At 71.3% G+C, this 19,054-nt stretch carries 17 protein-coding genes; 9 read left to right on the top strand and 8 right to left on the bottom strand.

All coding sequences use genetic code 11. The features are described 5' to 3' along the window. Nucleotides 1-64 precede the first annotated feature (64 nt). The 4 genes from I6A60_RS01025 to I6A60_RS01010 form a co-directional block, all read right to left on the bottom strand. The gene (locus I6A60_RS01025; RefSeq protein ID WP_203016393.1) at nucleotides 65-955 is read right to left on the bottom strand and encodes a hydroxymethylglutaryl-CoA lyase; all 891 of its coding nucleotides are present in this window, start codon (nucleotides 953-955) and stop codon (nucleotides 65-67) included. A 91-nt stretch (nucleotides 956-1,046) separates the two neighbouring features. Beyond that, a complete protein-coding gene (locus I6A60_RS01020) occupies nucleotides 1,047-2,255 on the bottom strand; it encodes a CaiB/BaiF CoA-transferase family protein (RefSeq protein WP_203016391.1) in 1,209 nt (402 codons plus the stop codon). A gap of 55 nt (nucleotides 2,256-2,310) precedes the next feature. Continuing rightward, entirely contained in the window at nucleotides 2,311-4,308 is a 1,998-nt protein-coding gene (locus tag I6A60_RS01015) for an FAD-dependent oxidoreductase (RefSeq protein ID WP_203016389.1), read from the bottom strand. Between the two features lie 3 nt (nucleotides 4,309-4,311). Continuing rightward, a complete protein-coding gene (locus tag I6A60_RS01010) occupies nucleotides 4,312-5,067 on the bottom strand; it encodes an IgiC (protein ID WP_203016380.1) in 756 nt (251 codons plus the stop codon). 57 nt (nucleotides 5,068-5,124) lie between these two features. Between I6A60_RS01010 and I6A60_RS01005 the strand changes: the two genes are divergently transcribed. The 8 genes from I6A60_RS01005 (at nucleotide 5,125) to I6A60_RS00970 (ending at nucleotide 13,064) form a co-directional block, all read left to right on the top strand. After that, nucleotides 5,125-5,268 (top strand): hypothetical protein, encoded by a 144-nt coding sequence (locus tag I6A60_RS01005; RefSeq protein ID WP_203016378.1) that lies wholly within the window; start codon nucleotides 5,125-5,127, stop codon nucleotides 5,266-5,268. A 312-nt stretch (nucleotides 5,269-5,580) separates the two neighbouring features. After that, on the top strand, nucleotides 5,581-7,431 hold the full coding sequence (locus I6A60_RS01000) for an NAD(P)/FAD-dependent oxidoreductase (RefSeq protein ID WP_203016376.1): 1,851 nt from the start codon (nucleotides 5,581-5,583) through the stop codon (nucleotides 7,429-7,431). A gap of 79 nt (nucleotides 7,432-7,510) precedes the next feature. Then, on the top strand, nucleotides 7,511-9,217 hold the full coding sequence (locus I6A60_RS00995) for a thiamine pyrophosphate-binding protein (protein WP_203016374.1): 1,707 nt from the start codon (nucleotides 7,511-7,513) through the stop codon (nucleotides 9,215-9,217). A gap of 2 nt (nucleotides 9,218-9,219) precedes the next feature. Then, nucleotides 9,220-10,047 (top strand): TauD/TfdA family dioxygenase, encoded by an 828-nt coding sequence (locus I6A60_RS00990; protein WP_203016372.1) that lies wholly within the window; start codon nucleotides 9,220-9,222, stop codon nucleotides 10,045-10,047. Then, nucleotides 10,044-10,787 carry an SDR family NAD(P)-dependent oxidoreductase gene (locus I6A60_RS00985; RefSeq protein WP_203016370.1) on the top strand — a complete coding sequence of 248 codons (744 nt, stop codon included), beginning with the start codon at nucleotides 10,044-10,046 and terminating at the stop codon, nucleotides 10,785-10,787. Before I6A60_RS00990 ends, I6A60_RS00985 begins: the two co-directional genes overlap by 4 nt. A gap of 25 nt (nucleotides 10,788-10,812) precedes the next feature. Beyond that, on the top strand, nucleotides 10,813-11,424 hold the full coding sequence (locus I6A60_RS00980) for a carboxymuconolactone decarboxylase family protein (RefSeq protein ID WP_203016369.1): 612 nt from the start codon (nucleotides 10,813-10,815) through the stop codon (nucleotides 11,422-11,424). 115 nt (nucleotides 11,425-11,539) lie between these two features. Further along, a complete protein-coding gene (locus I6A60_RS00975) occupies nucleotides 11,540-12,214 on the top strand; it encodes a GntR family transcriptional regulator (protein WP_203016367.1) in 675 nt (224 codons plus the stop codon). Between the two features lie 61 nt (nucleotides 12,215-12,275). Then, nucleotides 12,276-13,064 carry an SDR family NAD(P)-dependent oxidoreductase gene (locus tag I6A60_RS00970; protein ID WP_203016365.1) on the top strand — a complete coding sequence of 263 codons (789 nt, stop codon included), beginning with the start codon at nucleotides 12,276-12,278 and terminating at the stop codon, nucleotides 13,062-13,064. A 3-nt stretch (nucleotides 13,065-13,067) separates the two neighbouring features. Here I6A60_RS00970 and I6A60_RS00965 read toward each other — a convergent pair whose 3' ends face one another. Then, nucleotides 13,068-14,723, bottom strand: coding sequence for an FUSC family protein (locus I6A60_RS00965; protein ID WP_307838641.1), 1,656 nt, complete (start codon nucleotides 14,721-14,723; stop codon nucleotides 13,068-13,070). A gap of 347 nt (nucleotides 14,724-15,070) precedes the next feature. On the opposite strand from I6A60_RS00965, the gene I6A60_RS00960 reads away from it, so the two are divergent. Beyond that, nucleotides 15,071-16,621: a hypothetical protein gene (locus I6A60_RS00960; protein ID WP_203016354.1), complete on the top strand. Its 1,551-nt coding sequence runs from the start codon at nucleotides 15,071-15,073 to the stop codon at nucleotides 16,619-16,621. Nucleotides 16,622-16,627: 6 nt separating this feature from the next. On the opposite strand, the gene chrA is transcribed toward I6A60_RS00960, so the two are convergent. The 3 genes from chrA to I6A60_RS00945 all read right to left on the bottom strand — a co-directional run bounded on the left by chrA (nucleotide 16,628) and on the right by I6A60_RS00945 (nucleotide 19,050). Then, a complete protein-coding gene (chrA, locus tag I6A60_RS00955; protein ID WP_238439858.1) occupies nucleotides 16,628-17,797 on the bottom strand; it encodes a chromate efflux transporter in 1,170 nt (389 codons plus the stop codon). Nucleotides 17,798-17,935: 138 nt separating this feature from the next. Next, complete coding sequence (locus tag I6A60_RS00950) at nucleotides 17,936-18,343, bottom strand: arsenate reductase ArsC (RefSeq protein ID WP_203016350.1); 408 nt, start codon at nucleotides 18,341-18,343, stop codon at nucleotides 17,936-17,938. Beyond that, nucleotides 18,340-19,050: an aquaporin gene (locus I6A60_RS00945; RefSeq protein ID WP_203016348.1), complete on the bottom strand. Its 711-nt coding sequence runs from the start codon at nucleotides 19,048-19,050 to the stop codon at nucleotides 18,340-18,342. Before I6A60_RS00945 ends, I6A60_RS00950 begins: the two co-directional genes overlap by 4 nt. Nucleotides 19,051-19,054 lie beyond the last annotated feature (4 nt).

Genomic DNA, 19,054 nt, shown 5'->3' with positions numbered 1-19,054 from the left:
AGGGCATTCGGTTACCGGGTGTTCGAAAAGTTCTTCCTGGCACGGACGACCAATGGGTGAGCGGCTACCGGGGGAAGGGATCGGCGCGGCCGACGAGTGCCGGGGCCTCGATGCCGAGCTGTTGGCCGATCCACTGACCGGTGGCGGCCGCGGCGCGGACGTCGACCCCGGTCGGGACGCCCATCCGTTCGAGCAGGTAGGCGAGATCCTCGGTGGCGATGTTCCCGGTGGCCGCCGGAGCGAACGGGCAGCCCCCGATGCCACCGGCGCTGGCGTCGAGCGTCTCCACTCCGGCGCTGACGGCGGCCACGGCGTTGGCGTAGCCGGTGTTGCGGGTGTTGTGGAAATGGCAGCGCAGGGCGACCCCGGGGGCGATGTCGCGGACGGCCCCGACCAGCTCGGTGACCTGGGTGGGCACGCCGACCCCGATCGTGTCGGCCAGGGCGATCTCGGCGGGGGCCGCGTCGACGGCCTGCCGGGCGATCGCGCGGACCCGGTCCGGGCTGACCTCGCCCTCGAACGGGCAGCCGAAGGCCGCCGAGATCGTGAGAGAGGGCCGGATGCCCGCGTCGTGGGCCATCCGGGCGATCCGCGACCAGGCGCGCAGGCTCGCCTCGACGGACATTCCCTGGTTGCGTTGGCTGAAGGTCTCGGTGGCGAGGACGACCATGTTGACCTCGTCGACCTCCGCGCGGGCGGCGCGCTCGAATCCGCGTTCGTTCAGGACCAGGCCGATGTACGAGACACCGCCGCCGCGCGGGACCCCGGCCATCACCTGTTCGGCGTCGGCCATCTGCGGCACCCGTTTCGGGTGCGCGAACGAGACCGCTTCGAGGCGACGAACCCCGCCGGCGATGACCCGGCCGATCAGCGCCAGCTTGGTCTCGGTCGACAGGAGCGTTCGTTCGTTCTGCAGGCCGTCGCGCGGGCCGACCTCGCAGATCGTGATGGGCACTCGGACTCCGTTCGCGGGGAAGGATCGCGGTTCGCGGGAATGGATCGAGGTTCGCGGGCGGGAATGCGATGCCGGGTCAGCGGCAGCCGGGTCAGATGACTCCGTCGGCGACGAGCTGGGCGCGGTGTTCGAGGCTGAGGCCGAGCAGCTGGCCGTAGATCGCCTCGTTGTGTTCGCCGAGGTCCGGGCCCAGGGAACGGACCTCTCCCGGGGTCGCGGACAGCCGCGGCGCGACGTTCTGCATCGGGAACTCGCCGAGGCTGCGATGAAGCAGCCGGACGATCGAGTTGCGGGCCTTGAAATGCGCGTCGGTGACCATGTCGGCCGCCGTGTAGATCCGGCCGGCCGGGACACCGGCCCCGTGCAGGCGGTCGAGGAGCTCGGCCGAGGGCCGGGTGACGGTCCATTCCCCGATGAGCTTGTCGAGCTCCTCGAGGTGCTCACCGCGGGCCTGGTGTGTCTGGTAGCGCGGGTTTGTCGCCAGCTCGGGCAGTTCCATGACGTCGCACAGCCGGGTGAAGATGGCGTCGCTGTTCGCCGCGATCAGGATCTCCGAGCCGTCCGCGGCGGCGTAGACGTTGCTGGGCGCGACGCCGGGCAGGATCGACCCGGTGCGCCCGCGCCGGAACTCGGCCAGCTCCCATTCCGGGATCAGCGACTCCATCAGGGCCAGGACGGCCTCGTAGATCGCCGAGTCGACGACCTGGCCCCGGCCGCTGCGCTCGCGGTTCAGCAACGCCATGACCGCGCCGAACGCGGCGAACGTGCCGGCCAACGAGTCGCCGAGCGAGATGCCGGTGCGGCTGGGCGGGCGGTCCGGATTTCCGGTCGTATGCCGAATCCCGCCCATCGCCTCACCGATGGAGCCGAAGCCGGCCCGCTGGGCGTACGGTCCGTCCTGCCCGTAACCGGTGATCCGGACCATCACGAGGCGTGGATTCAGGCTCGAAAGGGCGTCGTAGCCGAGATCCCACTTCTCCAGCGTGCCGGGGCGGAAGTTCTCGACGAGCACGTCGGCGCGGGCCGCGAGATGCCGCACCAGCTCCTGGCCCCGGGCATCCCGCAGGTTGCAGGTGATGGACTTCTTGTTGCGCGCGATGATCGGCCAGGTGAGTGACACCCCGCTCGGGACCTGGCTGCCCCACTGGCGCATCGGGTCACCGCGGGTCGGATCCTCTATTTTGATGATCTCCGCGCCGAAGTCGCCCAGCAGCTGACCGCAGAAGGGCCCGGCGATCAGCGAACCCAGTTCGAGAACGCGGCAGCCCGCCAAGGGTCCGCTCGCCTCGCCGTTGTTCATCCGTCTCCTCGTGCGTCGGGGTGGCCGATGAGTGGTGGTCGGTCCGTGGTCACGCTCAGAGCCTGCGGGCCGCGGCCTCGGCCTCCCAGATCGCGTTGAAAACACGGCGTGGCGCCTGCGCGTCGCCAATCAGGTGGACGTCCAGGCCGGAACCGTCCAGCTGCCGGGCGAGGCCGTCGTCGGCGGCGTTACCGAGAATCAGCACGACGCCGTCGATATCGGTGAGTTCGGACGCCTCACCGGTGAACACGTCGGTGAGCGTGACGGTGTCCGCGTCGATCCCGCTGACCTCGACGTTGGGCGTGAAGGTGACGCCAGAGCGGCGAAGCTGGCCGAACGCGAACGGAAGATCGTGGCCGTCCGCGAAGGCGTGCCCGAGCTGCGGATACTGCGAGACGACGTGGACCGGGTGGCGGTTCGTGACGAGATGCTCGGCGACGACGAACGCCTGCCGGTCCCCGGTGTCGTCGACGACCAGAATGCGATGGGGCGGGTTCGCGCGCTCGGTGAGTATCTTTACCGGGGTGTAGACGTTCCACTGGTCCGAACCCGCCAACCGCGCGGCCTTGGGGCCCCATCGTTCGGGATGTCGGGCGGTCCAGCCGTGGCGTAGCGGCGTGGACCCGGTGGCGACCACGACGGCCTCGTACTGGCCGACCAGGTCGTCCGCCGTGGCCCGGTGGCCGAGCTGGATCTTGACGTCGGCCTGGGCCAGCTGGCCGGCCAGCCAGTCGGTGACGCCGGACCACTCGCGGTAGGACGCCGCTCGGGCGATGAGGTTGACCTGGCCGCCGAGCGCCTCGTCCTGCTCGAAGAGGGTGACCTGGTGGCCGAGCTCGGCGGCGGTCAGCGCCGCGCGCAGGCCGGCCGGCCCGCCGCCGACGACGGCGACCCGGCGCCGGCGGCGCGGCCGCGCGTCGTCCTCGTGGAACTGCCGCTCCCGGCCGACCCGCGGGTTGTGCAGGCAGGACAGCGGGCCCCGGGCGAAGGAGGCGACACACCAGTTCGCCCCAATACAAGGCCGAATGTCGTCAGGGCGGCCCTGCTCGGCCTTGCTCGGCCACAGCGGGTCGGCCATCAGCTGGCGGGCCATGCCGACGAACTGCGCCTTGCCAGCGGTGAGAATGTCCTCGGCCATCTCCGGGGTGGTGATCCGGCCGACCGCCACGACCGGTATCGAGACCGCGCGGGTGAGGTTCGCCGTGTCGGCGACCTCGTAGCCGGCCGGCCGGGCCGCGGAGGTCGCGTAGATCTGCATCCGGTCGAGGTAGGTGCCCTGGGTGGTGGAGATGTAGTCCAGGACGCCCCAGCCGTCGACCTCCCGCGCTATCCGCACCCAGTCGGCGTTGCCGAGACCGTGAGGCCCGTCCCCGTCGTTGCTGTTGAGCCTGATGCCCAGCACCCGGTCGGCCGGCACGGCCTGGCGGACGTCCTCGACGATGCGGCGGACGATGCGTAATCGGTTCTCGAACGAACCGCCGTACGCGTCGGTGCGGTGGTTGGTGGCCGGCGAGAGGAACTGGCCGAGCAGGTAGCCGTGCGCCAGGCCGTGGATCTCGATGCCGTCGACACCGCCGTCCATCGCGTGGCGGGCGGCCAGCACATAGTGCTCGACCAGCTCGTCGATCTCCGGGCCGGTCATCTCATGGGGTATCTCGCGGTACACCGTGTCGGGCACCGGGCTCGGCGCCCAGGTGGGACGGCGGCTGATGATGCCGTCGGTCTGCCGGCCGCGGTGCCACAGCTGCGCCAGCAGCAGCGTGCCGTGGGGGTGGACAGCGGCGGCGACCTTGCGGTAGCTGTCCACCACGGCCGGGTCGTAGGCCAGGATCACGCCGCGGCGCGGCTGGGTGGACGGGTGCACCGCCATGGCTTCCATCGTGATCACGGCAGCGCCGCCGCGGGCCCGCTCGGCGTAGTAGTCCGCGCTCGCGTCGGCGAAGGTGCCGTCGGTGGAGAACTCCGTGGCGTGCGCGACGAGCCAGACGCGATTGCGCGCGGTGCGCGGTCCCAGAGCCAACGGGGAGAAGAGTGTGGGGTAGTCGTGGGGCATGAGTCAGCACCGGGCCAGCAGCTGGCCGAAGCCCTCTGCCTGGTCAGCTATCCCGTTGCTGCGCAGGGCGTGCCAGTAGGTGGCCGTGTTGACCGCGATCACCGGCAGGCCCAGCCACTGCTCGGCCTCGGCGGCGATCCGGCCCATGGCCAGGTTCGCGCCGAACTGGACGATGGCCCGCGGCCGCTGCGCCGCGATCGCCTTCAGCTCGCGCTGCAGGGTCTCCCGAGGGGTGTGCGCGATCTGGACGGCGGTCGGGCAGCGTAAATGGACCGCGGTCTGCAGCTCGTAGCCGCAGTGCTCCACGAAGGAACGCAGATGGGGCTCGGACGACGGCTGGTAGGGAGTCAGCAGCCCGATCGGTCCCTCGTCCACGCCGACGGCCCGTAGCGCCGCCGGGATCGCGTCTCCGGCGTGAATGAGCCGCAGCTCGTCGCCGAACTTCACCCGCAGCCGCTCCCGGATCGCCTCACCGGCCTTCGGGTCGTCGAAGACCGCCTCAATGGAAACCCCGAGCACCACGCACGCGGGCTCGCAGGTCAGCACACGTTCGACGGCATCATCGACACCGTTGTCAATGTCCCGCACCAGGCCGTCGAAGTCGTCGGCGTTGTTGACGACCCAGTCGCGGATATGAATGCGTGCGACGTGATTGGTCACCCCGCGCGGGCGCATGTCGTCGTACTCGGGCTGTACGACGGTGTTCACCGAAGGGGTGACCACCCCCAGTTTCAGCCGCCAGCCCAGGGCATCTGTCATCACTAGCTCCGTTCGGGCGCACGTCAGGGCCGTCTTCTCGGGCACGCTGGACCGCCGGTGAGCCCGACGGCGGCCACGGCGGCCGAGGACTCTCGCGCGGTGGCTGGTCGGGTCGCGGCGGCTGTCGACTGGACCGTTATTGCATACAACATCGGCCCGACGCCCCGCAAGGGCCTTGCGAGTGCCGTGCGGATGGCCTAGATTGCATACACATGGCCGGGCCTGGTGCGGCGAGGCCTGGCCGGCTGGCGGCCGACCGCCACGGCGACACCGACCCGCCACCCAGGACGAGGTCCCGGGGATCGTCGTACGCGATGGACGCTTTCCATCGTTGATGCCGGCCAACGCCCGCGGCGGCGCCGCTCCCGAAAGCAGCGCGACCTGCCGCACGCGTGAACTCCCCGTGGGCACGCTTCAGTGATAACCGCGAAGGCGCCGCGTAACCGCCCCGGGGGATGGACAGCGTGCTGACGACCGACGACCTCGGCGACAATCCCGAATCGAGGATGCCCCATGCAGGAGTGCGGACCGACGGATACTCCCGAGGTCGACCACCAGGCTCTCAGAGCGAAGTACCTGTTGGAGCGGGACAAGCGGTTACGCCCCGAGGGGCAGAAGCAGTACCTCGTCGCCGAGGGCGAGTTCGAGGATTTCTACGAGGCCGATCCGTACACCCCGTTCGTGCCGCGGGACCCGATCTCCGAGGAGATCGACGTGGCGATCCTCGGCGGCGGGTGGGCGGGGCTCGTCGCCGCGGCCCGGGTCAAGGAAGCGGGCGTCGAGAACTTCCGCGTCATCGAGCTGGCCGGTGACTTCGGCGGTGCCTGGTACTGGAACCGCTACCCCGGCATCCAGTGCGACACGGACAGCTACTGCTACCTGCCGTTGCTGGAGGAGACCGGCTACCTGCCGAAGGAGAAGTACGCCCGCGGCGACGAGTGCTTCGAGCACGCCCAGCGCATCGGCAAGCACTACGGCCTGTACGACAACGCGATCTTCAGCACGCTGGTCCGTTCGCTGGAGTGGGACAACTCGATCAGGCGCTGGCGGATCGGCACCAACCGGGGCGACAACCTCCGGGCCCGGTTCGTCGTCATGTGCCAGGGGCCGTTCAACCGCCCGAAGCTCCCCGGCATCCCCGGCATCACGGATTTCCAGGGCCACACGATCCACACGGCCCGCTGGGACTACGAGTACACCGGCGGCGACCTGCATGGCGGTCTGGACAAGCTCGCCGGAAAGCGGGTCGCCGTGATCGGCACCGGCGCGAGCGGCGTCCAGGTGATCCCACACCTCGCCCGTTCCGCCGAGCACCTCTACGTCTTCCAGCGCACGGCCTCGTCCATCGACGAGCGGGGCGACATCCCGACCGACCCGGAATGGGCGAAGACTCTTCAGCCGGGCTGGCAGGAGGAGCGGCGGCACAACTTCCACACCGCGGCCTACGAGGCCTTCGCTCCCGGCCAGCCGGACCTGATCTGCGACGGCTGGACCGAGATCAGCCGAAACCTGCAGGCCCAGCTGGACGCCACCGGCGGCTGGGCCGCGATGGCCGATCTGGCGAAGTTCATGGAGCTGCGCGAGCTCGTCGACTACCAGGTGATGGAACGGCTGCGCCAGCGCATCTCCTCCGTGGTCGAGGACGAGAAGACCGCCGAGGTGCTGAAGCCGAACTACCGCTTCCTGTGCAAGCGGCCGTGCTTCAACGACGAGTACCTGCCGACCTTCAACCGGCCGAACGTCACCCTCATCGACGTCGCGGACACCAGGGGCGTCGAGCGCATCACGGCGAAGGGCATCATCGCCCAGGGTGTCGAGCACGAGGTCGACTGCATCGTGTTCGCCAGCGGCTTCGAGATCACGACTGACCTCGACCGCCGCCTCGGTATCCAGCCGTTCGTCGGCCGCGACGGCCTGTCGCTCTACGACCACTGGGCCAAGGGCTACCGCACCCTGCACGGAACCATGAGCCACGGCTTCCCGAACCAGTTCTTCACCGGCTACATCCAGGGCGGTATCACCGCGGCCGTGCCGGCGATGTTCGAGCAGCAGGCGACGCACATCGCCTACATCATCGCCGAGACCCTGGCGCGTGGCGCCTCGACCGTGGAGCCCACCGAAGAGGCCCAGGACCAGTGGGTCGCGACGATCCGGGCTACCGAGATCGACAACACCAACTTCGCCAGAGAATGCACGCCCGGTTACTACAACAACGAGGGCGAGCAGCAGATCCGGTCGGTTCTCGGCGACCCCTACTGGCCGGGTTTCTACGCCATGGAGGACGTGCTGCGGACCTGGCGCGCCGACGGCGAGCTGGAGGGCCTCGTCCTGGACCCGCGTCGCGCCCCGCGCCCGTCGCGGTGACGCGGGAACTGCAGTGACACGGGAACTGCGGTGACACGGGAACTGCGATGACCGCCGGAACTCGGACGAGAGGGCGAGCATGTCGGTAAAAGTCTTCGAGCGCATCCTGCAGCTTTTCGAGGCAGAGGGCATCAACACGATCTTCGGCATCCCGGATCCGAACTTCGTGCACATGTTCCAGTGCGCCGAGCAACGCGGCTGGAACGTCGTGGCACCGCATCACGAGGAGGCCGCCGGCTTCATGGCGGAGGCCGTCTCGCGGATGACCGGGAAGGCCGCGGTCTGCATCGGCACGTTGGGCCCGGGTGTCGCCAACCTGGCCGGTGCCATGATGTGCGCCCAGGTCGAGCATTCGCCGGTCATCTTCCTCGGCGGCCAGCGTGCGCGTATCACCGAGCAGCGGGTCCGCCGGGGCCGGATCCAGTTCGTCAAGCAGTCCGAGCTGTTCGAGCCCTCGGTGAAGTACTGCGCGAGCATCGAGTACGCGGACCAGACCGACGAGGTCATCCGTGAGGGCCTGCGCAAGGCACTGACCGGAACACCCGGCCCGGTCTACATCGAGTACCCGTCCAACGTGATCCTGGAGGACCTCGACGTACCGCGGGCCCTGCCGCCGTCGGCCTATCGCCTGGTCGGCCAGACGGCCGGCGCGGACCGGATAGCCGAGGCCGTGCGGCTCATCGGCGCGGCCACGCAGCCGATTCTCCTCGTCGGGCACGGCGTCCACACCGCTCGGGCCGCGGAATCGGTGAAGGCGCTCGCCGACCTGATGGCCTGCCCCGTCATCCAGACCTCGGGCGGCACCTCGTACATCAGGGGACTGGAGGACCGTACATTCCCGTACGGCTTCTCGCCGGCGGCCGTCGAGGCGGTGGTGAGCTCCGACCTGTGCCTGGCGATCGGCACCGAGATCGGGGAGCCGGTCCACTACGGGCGAGGCCAGCACTGGGCCGCGAAGAACGCGGAACGCCCGTGGATTCTCATCGAGCAGGACCCAGCCGCGATCGGCGTGAATCGTCCGATCGACGTGCCGCTGGTCGGTGACCTGCGCGCGGTCGTCCCGCAGCTGGTCGAGGCGCTCAAGGACTCGCCGCGGATCGCGTCGCCGGAGCTCGACGGCTGGATCCGGCAGGACGCGGCCCGGCTCGCGGAGCTGGCCGAGACCGCTCCCGCCGGCCTGTCCCCGGTGCATCCGGCCCGTCTGGTGGTCGAGGCGACCAAGGCGTTCCCGGCCGACGGCATCATGGTCCGCGACGGCGGCGCCATCACCATCTTCGGCTGGACCTATTCACAGGCGAAGCCGCACGACGTGATCTGGAACCAGAACTTCGGCCACCTGGGCACCGGCCTTCCCTATGCCGTCGGAGCCTCCGTGGCGGACGGTGGGAAACGCCCCACGATGCTGATCACCGGGGACTCGTCGTTCCAGTTCCACATCGCCGAGCTGGAGACCGCCGCCCGGCTGAACCTGCCACTCGTCTGCGTGGTGAGCGTCGACTACGCCTGGGGCCTGGAAGTCGGTGTCTACAAGCGCACCTTCGGCCAGGGCTCGCTGGAGACGGGCACCCACTGGAGCAAGGACGTCCGCCTCGACAAGGTCGCCGAGGGCTTCGGCTGCTACGGCGAGTACGTCGATCGGGAAGAGGACATCGCGCCCGCCATCAAGCGCGCCTTCAGCAGCGGCCGGCCTGGCGTGATTCACGTGGTGGTCGATCCGAAGGCGAACTCCGAGGAGATGCCGAACTACAGCGAGTTCCGGACCTGGTACGCGGAGGGAATGCACTGACCATGGCCGTGATCGCGACCAGGAAGCTGAGCGAGTTCGTCGGGGCGGAGGTGGTGGGCGTCGACGTCGACCGGCTGCTGCACGACGACGACCTGCCGGCCGCGTGTCTGCAGGCGCTCGAGGAGAACGGCGTGCTGCTGTTCCGCGAGCTGAACATCGACGACGAGGTGCAGATCGCCTTCGGCCGGAAGCTGGGCAGGCTTGCCCAGATTCCCGGCTATCGGAGCCCGGAGGTCATGGAGATCAGCTTTGACCCGGCCAACCCGAACGCGCAGTACTTCCCCAGCAACGACCACTGGCACTTCGACGGCTCGATGGACGACATCCCGGCGAAGGCCGCGCTGATGAGCGCCCGGGTGATCACGGACGAGGGTGGCGAGACCGAGTTCGCCAGCACGTACGTGGCCTACGACGCCCTTTCCGAGGCGGAGAAGGACCGGTTCGCCGGGTTGCGGATTCTGCACACCTTCGAGTCGATCCAGCGGCGGACCTACCAGGATCCGACGCCCGAACAGCTGGAGGACTGGGCCTCGTGGGAGGACCGCGAGCACCCGCTGGTCTGGGAGCACGAGTCGGGACGGCGCTCGCTGGTGTTCGGCGCGAGCGCGGCGCGTGTCATCGGGATGGACGTCGGGGAGAGCCGGGCGCTGCTGGCCGACCTCGAACGGCGCAGCACGGCGCCGGAACGGGTGCTGCGGCATTCCTGGTCGGTCGGTGACCTGGTGGTCTGGGACAACCTGGGCCTCGTCCACCGGGCCTGTCCCTTCGACCGGACACAGCCCCGTCGCATGCACCGCACGACCCTCGCGGGAGAGGAAGCGATCAGATGAGCGCGCGGACGGCCATCGTCACCGGGGGCGGATCAGGTATCGGCGGCGCGATCAGCCAGCGGCTGGCCGCCGACGGAGCCCTGGTGGCGGTCTTCGACCTCAGCGGCGATGCGGCGAAGGCCGCGGCCGAGTCGATCGAGAAGGCCGGTGGGAAGGCCATCGGAGTACCCGTCGACGTGACAAATCGCGCCGGGATCGACGCCGGGATCGACGAGGTGCTGGCCCGGCTGGGCCCGCCGACGATCCTGGTGAACAACGCCGGCCTGACCGTCGAGGACAAGTTCCTCGAAACGACCGCCGAGGCCTGGCACCGGATGCTGGCCGTCAACCTCACGGGAACGTTCGACTGCTGCCAGGCGGTCCTTCCCCACATGATCGAGAACGGCTGGGGCCGCATCATCAACATCTCGTCGTCGAGCGTCTACGGGCCGCCGCCCGGTCTCGCCGGCTACGTGGCCGCGAAGTCGGGCGTGGTGGGCCTCAGCAAGGTCCTGGCGCTGGAGTTCGCCCGGTACGGGGTCACGGTCAACACGATCCCGCCCGGCTTCATCGACACGCCGATGCTCCGCGACACCGTGCAGCGGGGCTTCATCGACGTCGACCAGCAGATCGAGAAGACCCCGGTCGGCCGGATCGGGCGTCCCGAGGACATCGCCGCCGCGTGCGCGTTCCTGGCGAGCGACGAGGCCGGCTACATCACCGGCCAGTCCCTGGGTATCAACGGTGGACGGGTCATCTGACCCTGCACGGCGAAAGGAGTCGACCATGACGGCCCGCGTATCGCCCATGCCGCCCGAGGAATGGCCTCCGGCGCTGACGACGTTCATCGCCGACTTCCGGTCCGCCGTCATCGGCGACAAGGCCGCCGAGGGCGGTGGCGGCCAGTCCGGCGTCAACCTGCTCGGCACCCTCGCCCACCATCCGGCGCTGACCAGGGAATTCCTCAGCTTCAACGGGCACATCCTGTACGGAACGACACTGTCGGCCCGGCAGCGGGAGCTTCTGGTGCTCCGGGTGGCGGCGCTCCGGAAATGTGACTACGAATGGGCTCAGCACACCATTCTCGCGCAGGACGCGGGCCTGCGGGACGAGGAGATCCGCCGGGTGTCCGACGGCCCGGACGCGCCCGGCTGGTCCCTGGTCGAGCGTTCCCTGCTGCGGGCCGTGGACGAGCTGCTCGCTGAGGCCAGAGTGGGCGACGAGACCTGGAGCGTTCTCGCGGGTGAGTTCGACGCGCGGCAGCTCATGGATGTCATCTTCACCGTGGGCACCTATGAAATGGTGGCCTTCGCGTTGCGATCGTTCGCGGTCGAGCCGGAGCCGGATCTCGCGCCTTATCTTCCCGCGGCCACCGGGCCCGGCTCGCCGGGCCGATGAGGGCGTTACGTACTGAACGCTTTCTTGCCTTCACTGAGCCCCGCGTATAGGATGTGTGCAATTTCCGTATGAATGGCGGTGGCCTCACAATGACGGCCATCATAGTGGAGGCATTGTGGCCCGGGTGGTGACATCGACCGGGCGCGTGGTTGAGGTCCTGCGGGAGCTTATTCTCGACAATACGTTTCCTCCCGGCGCGCGGCTGGCGGAGACCGAGCTGGCCGAGCAGTTGGGCGTCAGCCGGACCCCGGTTCGGGAGGCGTTGCGCCAGCTGGCCGCCGAGGCGTTGGTGGAGCTCCCGCCCAATCGGGGCGCCCGGGTGGCCAGCTGGTCGTCGGACGAGCTGGAAGGCGTGTTCGAGCTGCGGTCGACGCTGGAGCCACGGCTGACGGGACTGGCCACCGAGCTGGCGGCCGAGGCGGACATCGCCGAGCTGGACGGCCTCGCCACCCGGATGTTGGCGGTCGGCCTGCCGGGGCCGGAGCAGGACCTGGACGCCCTGATCCCGCTGAATACCGCGTTCCATGGCCGGTTGGTGGAGCTTGCCGGCGCGCCGGCCTTCGCCGCGGCACTGGCGGGTGCGGTCCGGGCGCCGGTCATCATGCGGAACTTCCACGCCTATGACGACGCGTCGATGCGGCGAAGCCTGGCGCACCACGCCGAAATCGTCGCCGCCATGCGCGCCGGTGACCCGCAGTGGGCCACGGCCGTGATGACCGCCCATCTTCGAAACGCCCGGGCGGTCATGATGCGGACTGTTGTCGCGCCTCCCGGGCCGGAAGGCGGCTGAAAGGCGATACCTCCCTACGGCCCAGCCGCCGGGCGGTTCTGACGAAGCCAGGGAGGCAATCATGCGTCTGAAGGACAAGGTCGCGGTCATCACGGGCGCGGGCTCGGGAATCGGTAAGGCGATAGCGCACCGGTTCGCCGCCGAAGGGGCGAACGTCGTCTGCGCCAGCGTCAGCGGCCGGGCGGTCGAGGTAGCCGGCGAGATCGGCCCGGCGGCCGTCGGGGTCCAGGCGGACGTCGGCGACGAGGCGGATGTCCGACGGCTGATGACGACGGCGCACGACGCGTTCGGCCGGATCGACGTCCTCGTGAACAACGCCGGGTTCGGCGGCAAGCTGAGGCCTTTACACGAGCAGACCACCGCGGACTGGGACCGGGTGCACGGGGTGAATCTCCGGGGTGTCTTCTTCTGCATGAAGTACGGCATCATCGCGATGCGCGGCGCCGGCGGCGGCTCGATCGTCAACATCTCGTCGGCGACGGCGGTCGTCGGCTTCAAGAACCACGGGGTCTACGGGGCTGCCAAAGCCGGCGTGAACCAGCTGACGAAAGCCGCGGCCCTCGACTACGCCGATGACAACATCAGGGTGAACGCGGTCTGCCCCGGCACGATCTGGACCGGCCTCGTGGCGATGTCGAAGGTGTCGCCCGAACCCCCTCCCGGCGTCTACCGGCTCCCGGGGATCCCGATGGACCGCTGGGGCCTGTCGGACGAGGTCGCCGCGGCCGCCCTGTTCCTGGCCAGCGACGAGGCCTCCTACGTCACGGGCCTGCTGATGCCCGTGGACGGCGGATACTCCATCGGCTACTCGGGGATGGGCGCCGAGAAGACCGGCAAGCCCACCGCCTGACGCTCAGGTCCGCCGGGACCGCCGGCTGGGTGGTGGTAGCGCTCCGGCCGTCCGGGCGGTCCGCACCGCGTCGGCGCAGGCGGCGAACTCGGTCCGCAGCGGGACGAAGGCGGGCAGGGCGCCGACCAGGTCGTCGTTCGGCTGCGGACCGCCGGTCACCGCGTCGGCGCAGGCCTGGAACGCGCCGCCTACCCGGGCCAGGCCGGCTGGCGCCGGCCGGTGGAGACCGGCCGGAGCGGCCAGCACGAGATAGCCGAGCCGGCGGGCCGCGACCACAGCGGGCCAGAGCAGATCCGCCGTCCGCCGTCCGCGCAGCTGCTCGTCCTCGGCGTCGGCGTGCAGCGTGGTCATCCGGGCAAGGGCCATCTCCAGCCGCTCGCGGGCAGCGGCGAGCGCAGCCTCGGTACTCGCCCCCGCCGTGCCCACGCCGCAGGCTGTGCCGTCGCCCTCGGCTGTGCCGTCGCCGTCGGCCCTGCTCGCACAGCCGACCGGGCCCGAACCGTTCGCCGCGAGCCGAAGGACGAGCAGGTCACCGGTCGCGTCGAGGGACTCCGCGAGCGCTCGCGGCAGCCTGCGCTCGGCGGCGTGCGGCCACAGCGACAGGACGACGGCGAGACCGACGACGCAGCCGAGCAGCGTGTCCAGCAGACGTGGCGCGACCAGCTCAGACGGCGGCGTGCCCGGCCTGGCGAACTCCACCAGGATCAGCGCGAGCGGGGTGACGAGAACCGTCGCCAGGCCGTAGTTCGCCGCCATGAGGACCTGGGCGCCGCCCTCCAGCACGGCGATCATGGCGATGAGCCACCAGACGGGCAGCTGCACGCTGAGGATGCCCAGCGCGACGAGCGCTCCGAGGGCTGTCCCCGCGGCCCGCTGCAGGGACCGCCGGCCCGCAGACCGGACGGTCGAGCCCTGCACCACGGTGGCGGCGGCGGCCGGAGCCCAGTAGGGATGCTCCACCCCGGCCGCGATCGCCAGCGCAGCGGCGACGAGCCCGGCCAGGCCGGCGCGGGCGGCCAGTGGCCAGGCCAGCGAGTCACGGTCCAGCCGCCGGCCCCATTCCGCCCGAACGGCGGGCAGCGGCGCGGCCGTCGCCTCGGGAACCCCTGGGTCGGCCAGCCCGGCGACGGCCGCCCGCCGCGCCGGCCCGTGCCGGTCCGGAAGCGCCACGGCCAGCGCGAGCAGCCAGGCGAAGGCCGCTCCGGCCAGCGTGAGCGCCACCCGCTCTCCGATCCGCTCGACATCCTCCGGAAGCTGCGTGGCCACGGCGCAGCTGATGACGAACGGGTAGGCGCCGGGCGCGGGCACGTCGAACGCGCGCACGAGCAGCGTCGCGACGGCCGCCAGCGCGGAGATGCCCACCGCGATCGTCCAGCTGGCTCCCGCCACCGCCACGCCGATCGCCGCGGACCCGGCGAGGCCGACCCCGACGAGCGGCAGCGCCCGCGCCCGGAACGCCAGCGCCGCGTCCGGGAAGTAGGCGGCGGTGAACGCGCCGAAGGTCGCCAGCAGCCCGTACTGCAGCCGTCCGGCGAGCTCGCCCACGGTCAGCGGCACGGCGAACGCGAGCGCGCTGACGACCGCCAACCGCAGCCGCCCCCGCGGCCGGGCCACGCCGAACGCCGCGCCGAACCGGCTCGGACCGACGGGCGCGGGCACCGGGGGACGGCGCGGCTCGCTCGTCATGAGGCGGTGGCGGGACGCGGGACCACCCCGCCAGCATTCCCCAGTCAGGCCGATCGGCCGCGCCGGCCGGCCCAGCGGGAGGCGGCGCGCACCGTCACGCCTATGGACTGGCCCGTTACCGTCCGGTTGAATAGGGCCGCCTGATACTGGCGTTTGCTGCCCCTTCTACGCCGTTGGGTAGGACGCGACGAATGTGTCGAGACAAGGCGGCTGCGAGCCGCGTGCGGACCGCCTGGCGGGACTGGACGACGCGACAGCGGCCGATCTCCCCGCGGTCCACCCCCGCCCTGGCGCTCGACCCGCGCGGGTAGCCCGGGATGATGCCGCCCCCCGTACGGCCGGCCCCGGGTGTCCATCGGCTGGGGACGCAGGGTCTCGTCCACTACATCGCCTACGGGCCGGTCTGGGCGAAAGCGGCTGGCCAGCCCGACGTGCTGGGGTTCGCGCCGGTGGCGTCGTCGCTGGGCGGGCCGTCCCTGGCGGACTGCGACCGGTGGTTCGGCGAGTACGCCAGCCCGGTGGGCAGCGGCGCCGAGTCGAGCGTGTGCCGGCTCGTGGACGAGGGCCTGGCTCTCGTAGCCGTCCGTGGCGAGATCGGCGCCGACCCACGGCTGGACGCGCGCGGATACCTGCTGATCGGGAACGCCGACGATCTCACCGCCGAGCTGGCGCTGCGTCTGTGGCCGCGCCCGTCGCGCGGCGTCGAGCCGGGCGCCCCCGGCGACCGGACCACGGCGGGCGCGAACGATCAGGATGGCGAGCGGCCGGAGAACGCGTTCGCCGCCGTGTTCGAGGCCCTGGCGCGAACCCCCGACGACGCGGACGGCCGTGGCCACAACGAGCCGATCACGGCGCACGCCCTGGAGGGGCTCGCGGTGCCCGCGTGGCGGATCGCCGAGAGCGCCGGCGCGGTCGACCAGGCGGTGCTGGCGCGGCTGGTCGCCGCCGCGCTGCGCTACGGGTCGGCGGGGGACCGGGAACGGAGGTTGTGGGTCGCTCCCGGCCCCGCGGCCGACAGTGAGGCTTTGGGGTGGTGCCTGTTCGGCCTGCTGCACCATCCGGTGCTGCGGCCCGTCGCCGGCGAGCCGACCTTCGTCGCCGCGCAGGACTGGCCGCTGCCGGGCGCCCCGGCGCGCCCGGTGCCCCGGTTCGTGTTCTCCGCTTCGTCCTCGGCCCGCCCGGTCGACCGGGATCCCCTCTTCGTGCGCCTCGGAGACGGGTGGAGCCCCGACCCCGCGGTGTTCGCCCGGGCGGGGGAGCTGCTCGCGGCGGAGTACCTCGCCGAGCTGGCCGCCACCCAACCCGCTCCGGGCTCGCCCAGGCCTTCCGGGGCCGACGCACCCGGTGGTCGTCCTTTTACCGAACGGCTGGGCCGGCTCCACCCGATCGACCCGACCAGCACGCGAAGCATCGCCGACTGGTGCGCCCGGCTGCTGAGCGCGCCAGGGCCCGAGCCGCGGGTGGCGCGGCTGGAGGCCGAGGTCACCCGGCTCCAGGAGGAGCTCGCCCGACGGGAGCCCGAGCGGCTCGCGGCGCTGCGGGAACGGGCGGAGAGCTCGGCGCGGCTCGCGGCGGCCGACGAGGAGATCCGCCGCCTCCAGACCGATCTCGAGGCGACGACGCGGCGAGCCGAGGCCGCCGAGCAGGTGGCCGACGCGGCAGCCGAGCCGGTGGCCGACCAGACGGCCGGGCCGGTCGCCGAGCAGACCCCGGACCGGGCGGCCGAGCAGGTGGCCGACGGCTGGGAGCCCGGCGAGGAGGACCTTGCGAGGCCGCCTGACGACCTTGGGACGCGAGGCGGGGACCTGGCCTGGGTACTCCTGATCGTCGCCGTGGTCGAGCTTCTCGTCATCGCCATCCTCACGACGTAGCCGCGGTCAGGTGGGAACAGGGCCGCCGGCCGCGCCGATGATGATGCCGGTCAGGGCGGCGGCGAGGAGCGTGAGCACGACGCCGCGTCGGGCCACAAGGAGCAGGACGCTGGCGCCGGCGAGGACGGCGTACTCCCAGCCGGTGTGCAGGGCCAGGGCCAGCGGGATCGCGGATCCGAGGATCGCGCCGAGTGCGGCTGCTCCGGCGCCGTCGAGGAAGGTGCGGATCCGCGGGTTGGTGCGGAGCCGGTCGAAGTGGGGGCCGCCGATGAGGATGAACGCGAAGGAGGGGGTGAACGCGACGGCGGCGGCGAGCAGTCCGCCGGCGAGGCCGCCGGCGGCGTAGCCGACCGCGGCGACGGTGTGCACGACGGGGCCGGGGGTGATCTGGCCGAGGGCGACGGCGTTGAGGAACTGGGCGGCGGTCATCCAGTGGTAGTGGTCGACGGCGTCGGCCTGCATCAGCGGGATGATCACGAAGCCGCCGCCGTAGGACAGCAGCCCGACCTTGACCGCGACCCAGGCCAGCGCGAGCAGCCCACTTCCGGCGGCGGCCGTTCCGGCAGCCAGTAGCGGTATCGGCGGCATGGTCGCGAGGCGCCCACCAGCCCCGTGCCCGAGAGTGGCGCGGCGGGCGGCGAGCTCGACGAGGCCGCATCCGAGCAGCGGCAGGACGAGCCACGGTCCGAGCGTCGCGGCGCCCGCGATCCCGGCGGCGAGGTACAGCGGCCACCGCGTCCGGCTGACCGCCCTGGCTCGTCTCCAGCTGGCTGGGAGCAGGCCGACGCCGGCGTGTACCGCGACCGCGGCGACGGCCGCGCCCCCGCCGGCGCCGGCCGCGCGGACCCACCAGGGTGGGGCTCCGGCCAGGAACAGCGCCGCGAGTGCCAGAACCGCGACCAGGCCGGGGACGATGAACGCCAGCCCGCCGACGAGTGCGCCGGCCCGGCCGCGCAGCCGCCACGCGCAGTAGATCGACAGCTGGGTCGAGGCGGGGCCGGGCAGCAGGTTGCAGGCGGCGATCGCGTCCTCGAACTCCTGGGCCGTCAGCCAGCCGCGGTCCGTGACGCACAGCTGGCGGAACATCGCGATGTGCGTCGGCGGACCGCCGAACCCGAGGCAGCCGATCCGACCCCAGGCGCGCACCATCGTGACGAAGCTGGGACGGGAGGGCATCGCCGCCACGTTCGCGGTGAGGTCCACAGAGCACTCCAGACGGGTCGCGTCCAACGCGGTGGATGTGTCCAAGTACAGGCGCCGAGTGGGCTGTGACCTCGTCCGGCGGCGGCCGACATCGTGATCAGGACCTCGGCGTCAGGCGGCGGGGAGAAGGTCGCCGAGGAGCTTCTCGACGCGGGCGCGGATGGCGTCGCGGATCGGCCGGACCGCGTCGAGGCCCTGGCCGGCGGGGTCTTCGAGTGCCCAGTCCTCATAGTGGATCCCGGGGAAGACCGGGCAGGCGTCGCCGCAGCCCATCGTGACGACCACGGTCGAGGACTCGACCGCGTCGACGGTGAGGACCTTCGGCGTCTCGGCGGTGATGTCGATGCCAACCTCGGCCATCGCGGCGATCGCGACGGGGTTCACCATCTCGGCGGGCAGCGAGCCGGCCGAGCGGACCTGAACGCGGCCGGCGGCGAGGTGGGTCAGGAAGCCGGCGGCCATCTGCGAGCGACCGGCGTTGTGCACGCAGACGAACAGCACCGACGGTATATCGGTCACGGAGAGGTCCCTTCAGGCAGCTTGCGGGCGGAGCCGTAGAGCGCGTTGACCAGGCCCAGGCCGAGCGCGCCACCGACCAGCTGGGCGGCCACGAACGCGGGCACGGAGGCCGGGGCGATGCCGGCGAACGTGTCGGAGAAGATCCGACCGATGCTGATGGCCGGGTTGGCGAAGCTTGTCGAGCTGGTGAACCAGTACGCGGCGCCGATGTAGGCCCCGACCGCGGCCGGGGCCTTCTCGCCGCGGCCGGACCGGGCCAGCGAGAAGATCAGCAGGATCAGGCCGGCCGTCGCGACCACCTCGGCAAGCAGGTGAGCGCTGGACGCCCTGTGGTGGGTGGAGATCGACACCGCCGGCCGGGCGAACATCAGGTTCGCCAGGACCGCGCCGCCAGAACAACCCGCGACCTGGGCAGGCAGGTACGCGGCGGCATCCCGCCACGACAGCCCGCCGAACGCCGCGTCGACCACGGTGACGACCGGGTTGAAGTGCGCTCCGGAGACCGGGCCGACCATCAGGATGATGGCGAAGAGGCCGGCGGCGGTCGCCGCCGCGTTCTCGACCAGCTCCAGGCCCACCTGGCCGGGGCTCAGCTGCTGGGCGGCGATCCCCGAGCCGACGACCAGCGCCGCGAGCAGCAGGCTGCCGGTCGCCTCGGCGGCCACCCGCCGCGCCAGCGGAGGGCGGCCACCCGGAAGGTCTGTCACACGA

This window comes from Frankia sp. AgB1.9, from assembly GCF_016786355.1.
GTDB lineage: Bacteria > Actinomycetota > Actinomycetes > Frankiales > Frankiaceae > Pseudofrankia.
The sequence above is the reverse complement of the archived record's forward strand: the minus strand, read 5'-3'. Positions and strand labels throughout refer to the sequence as shown.

Coding starts and splice junctions, on each gene's coding strand:
- I6A60_RS01020 (WP_203016391.1), bottom strand. CDS start 2,255: ATGAACAACGGCGAGGCGAGCGGACCCTTGGCGGGCTGCCGCGTTCTC.
- I6A60_RS01015 (WP_203016389.1), bottom strand. CDS start 4,308: ATGCCCCACGACTACCCCACACTCTTCTCCCCGTTGGCTCTGGGACCG.
- I6A60_RS01010 (WP_203016380.1), bottom strand. CDS start 5,067: ATGACAGATGCCCTGGGCTGGCGGCTGAAACTGGGGGTGGTCACCCCT.
- I6A60_RS01000 (WP_203016376.1), top strand. CDS start 5,581: ATGCAGGAGTGCGGACCGACGGATACTCCCGAGGTCGACCACCAGGCT.
- I6A60_RS00995 (WP_203016374.1), top strand. CDS start 7,511: ATGTCGGTAAAAGTCTTCGAGCGCATCCTGCAGCTTTTCGAGGCAGAG.
- I6A60_RS00990 (WP_203016372.1), top strand. CDS start 9,220: ATGGCCGTGATCGCGACCAGGAAGCTGAGCGAGTTCGTCGGGGCGGAG.
- I6A60_RS00985 (WP_203016370.1), top strand. CDS start 10,044: ATGAGCGCGCGGACGGCCATCGTCACCGGGGGCGGATCAGGTATCGGC.
- I6A60_RS00980 (WP_203016369.1), top strand. CDS start 10,813: ATGACGGCCCGCGTATCGCCCATGCCGCCCGAGGAATGGCCTCCGGCG.
- I6A60_RS00970 (WP_203016365.1), top strand. CDS start 12,276: ATGCGTCTGAAGGACAAGGTCGCGGTCATCACGGGCGCGGGCTCGGGA.
- I6A60_RS00960 (WP_203016354.1), top strand. CDS start 15,071: ATGCCGCCCCCCGTACGGCCGGCCCCGGGTGTCCATCGGCTGGGGACG.
- chrA (WP_238439858.1), bottom strand. CDS start 17,797: ATGCCCTCCCGTCCCAGCTTCGTCACGATGGTGCGCGCCTGGGGTCGG.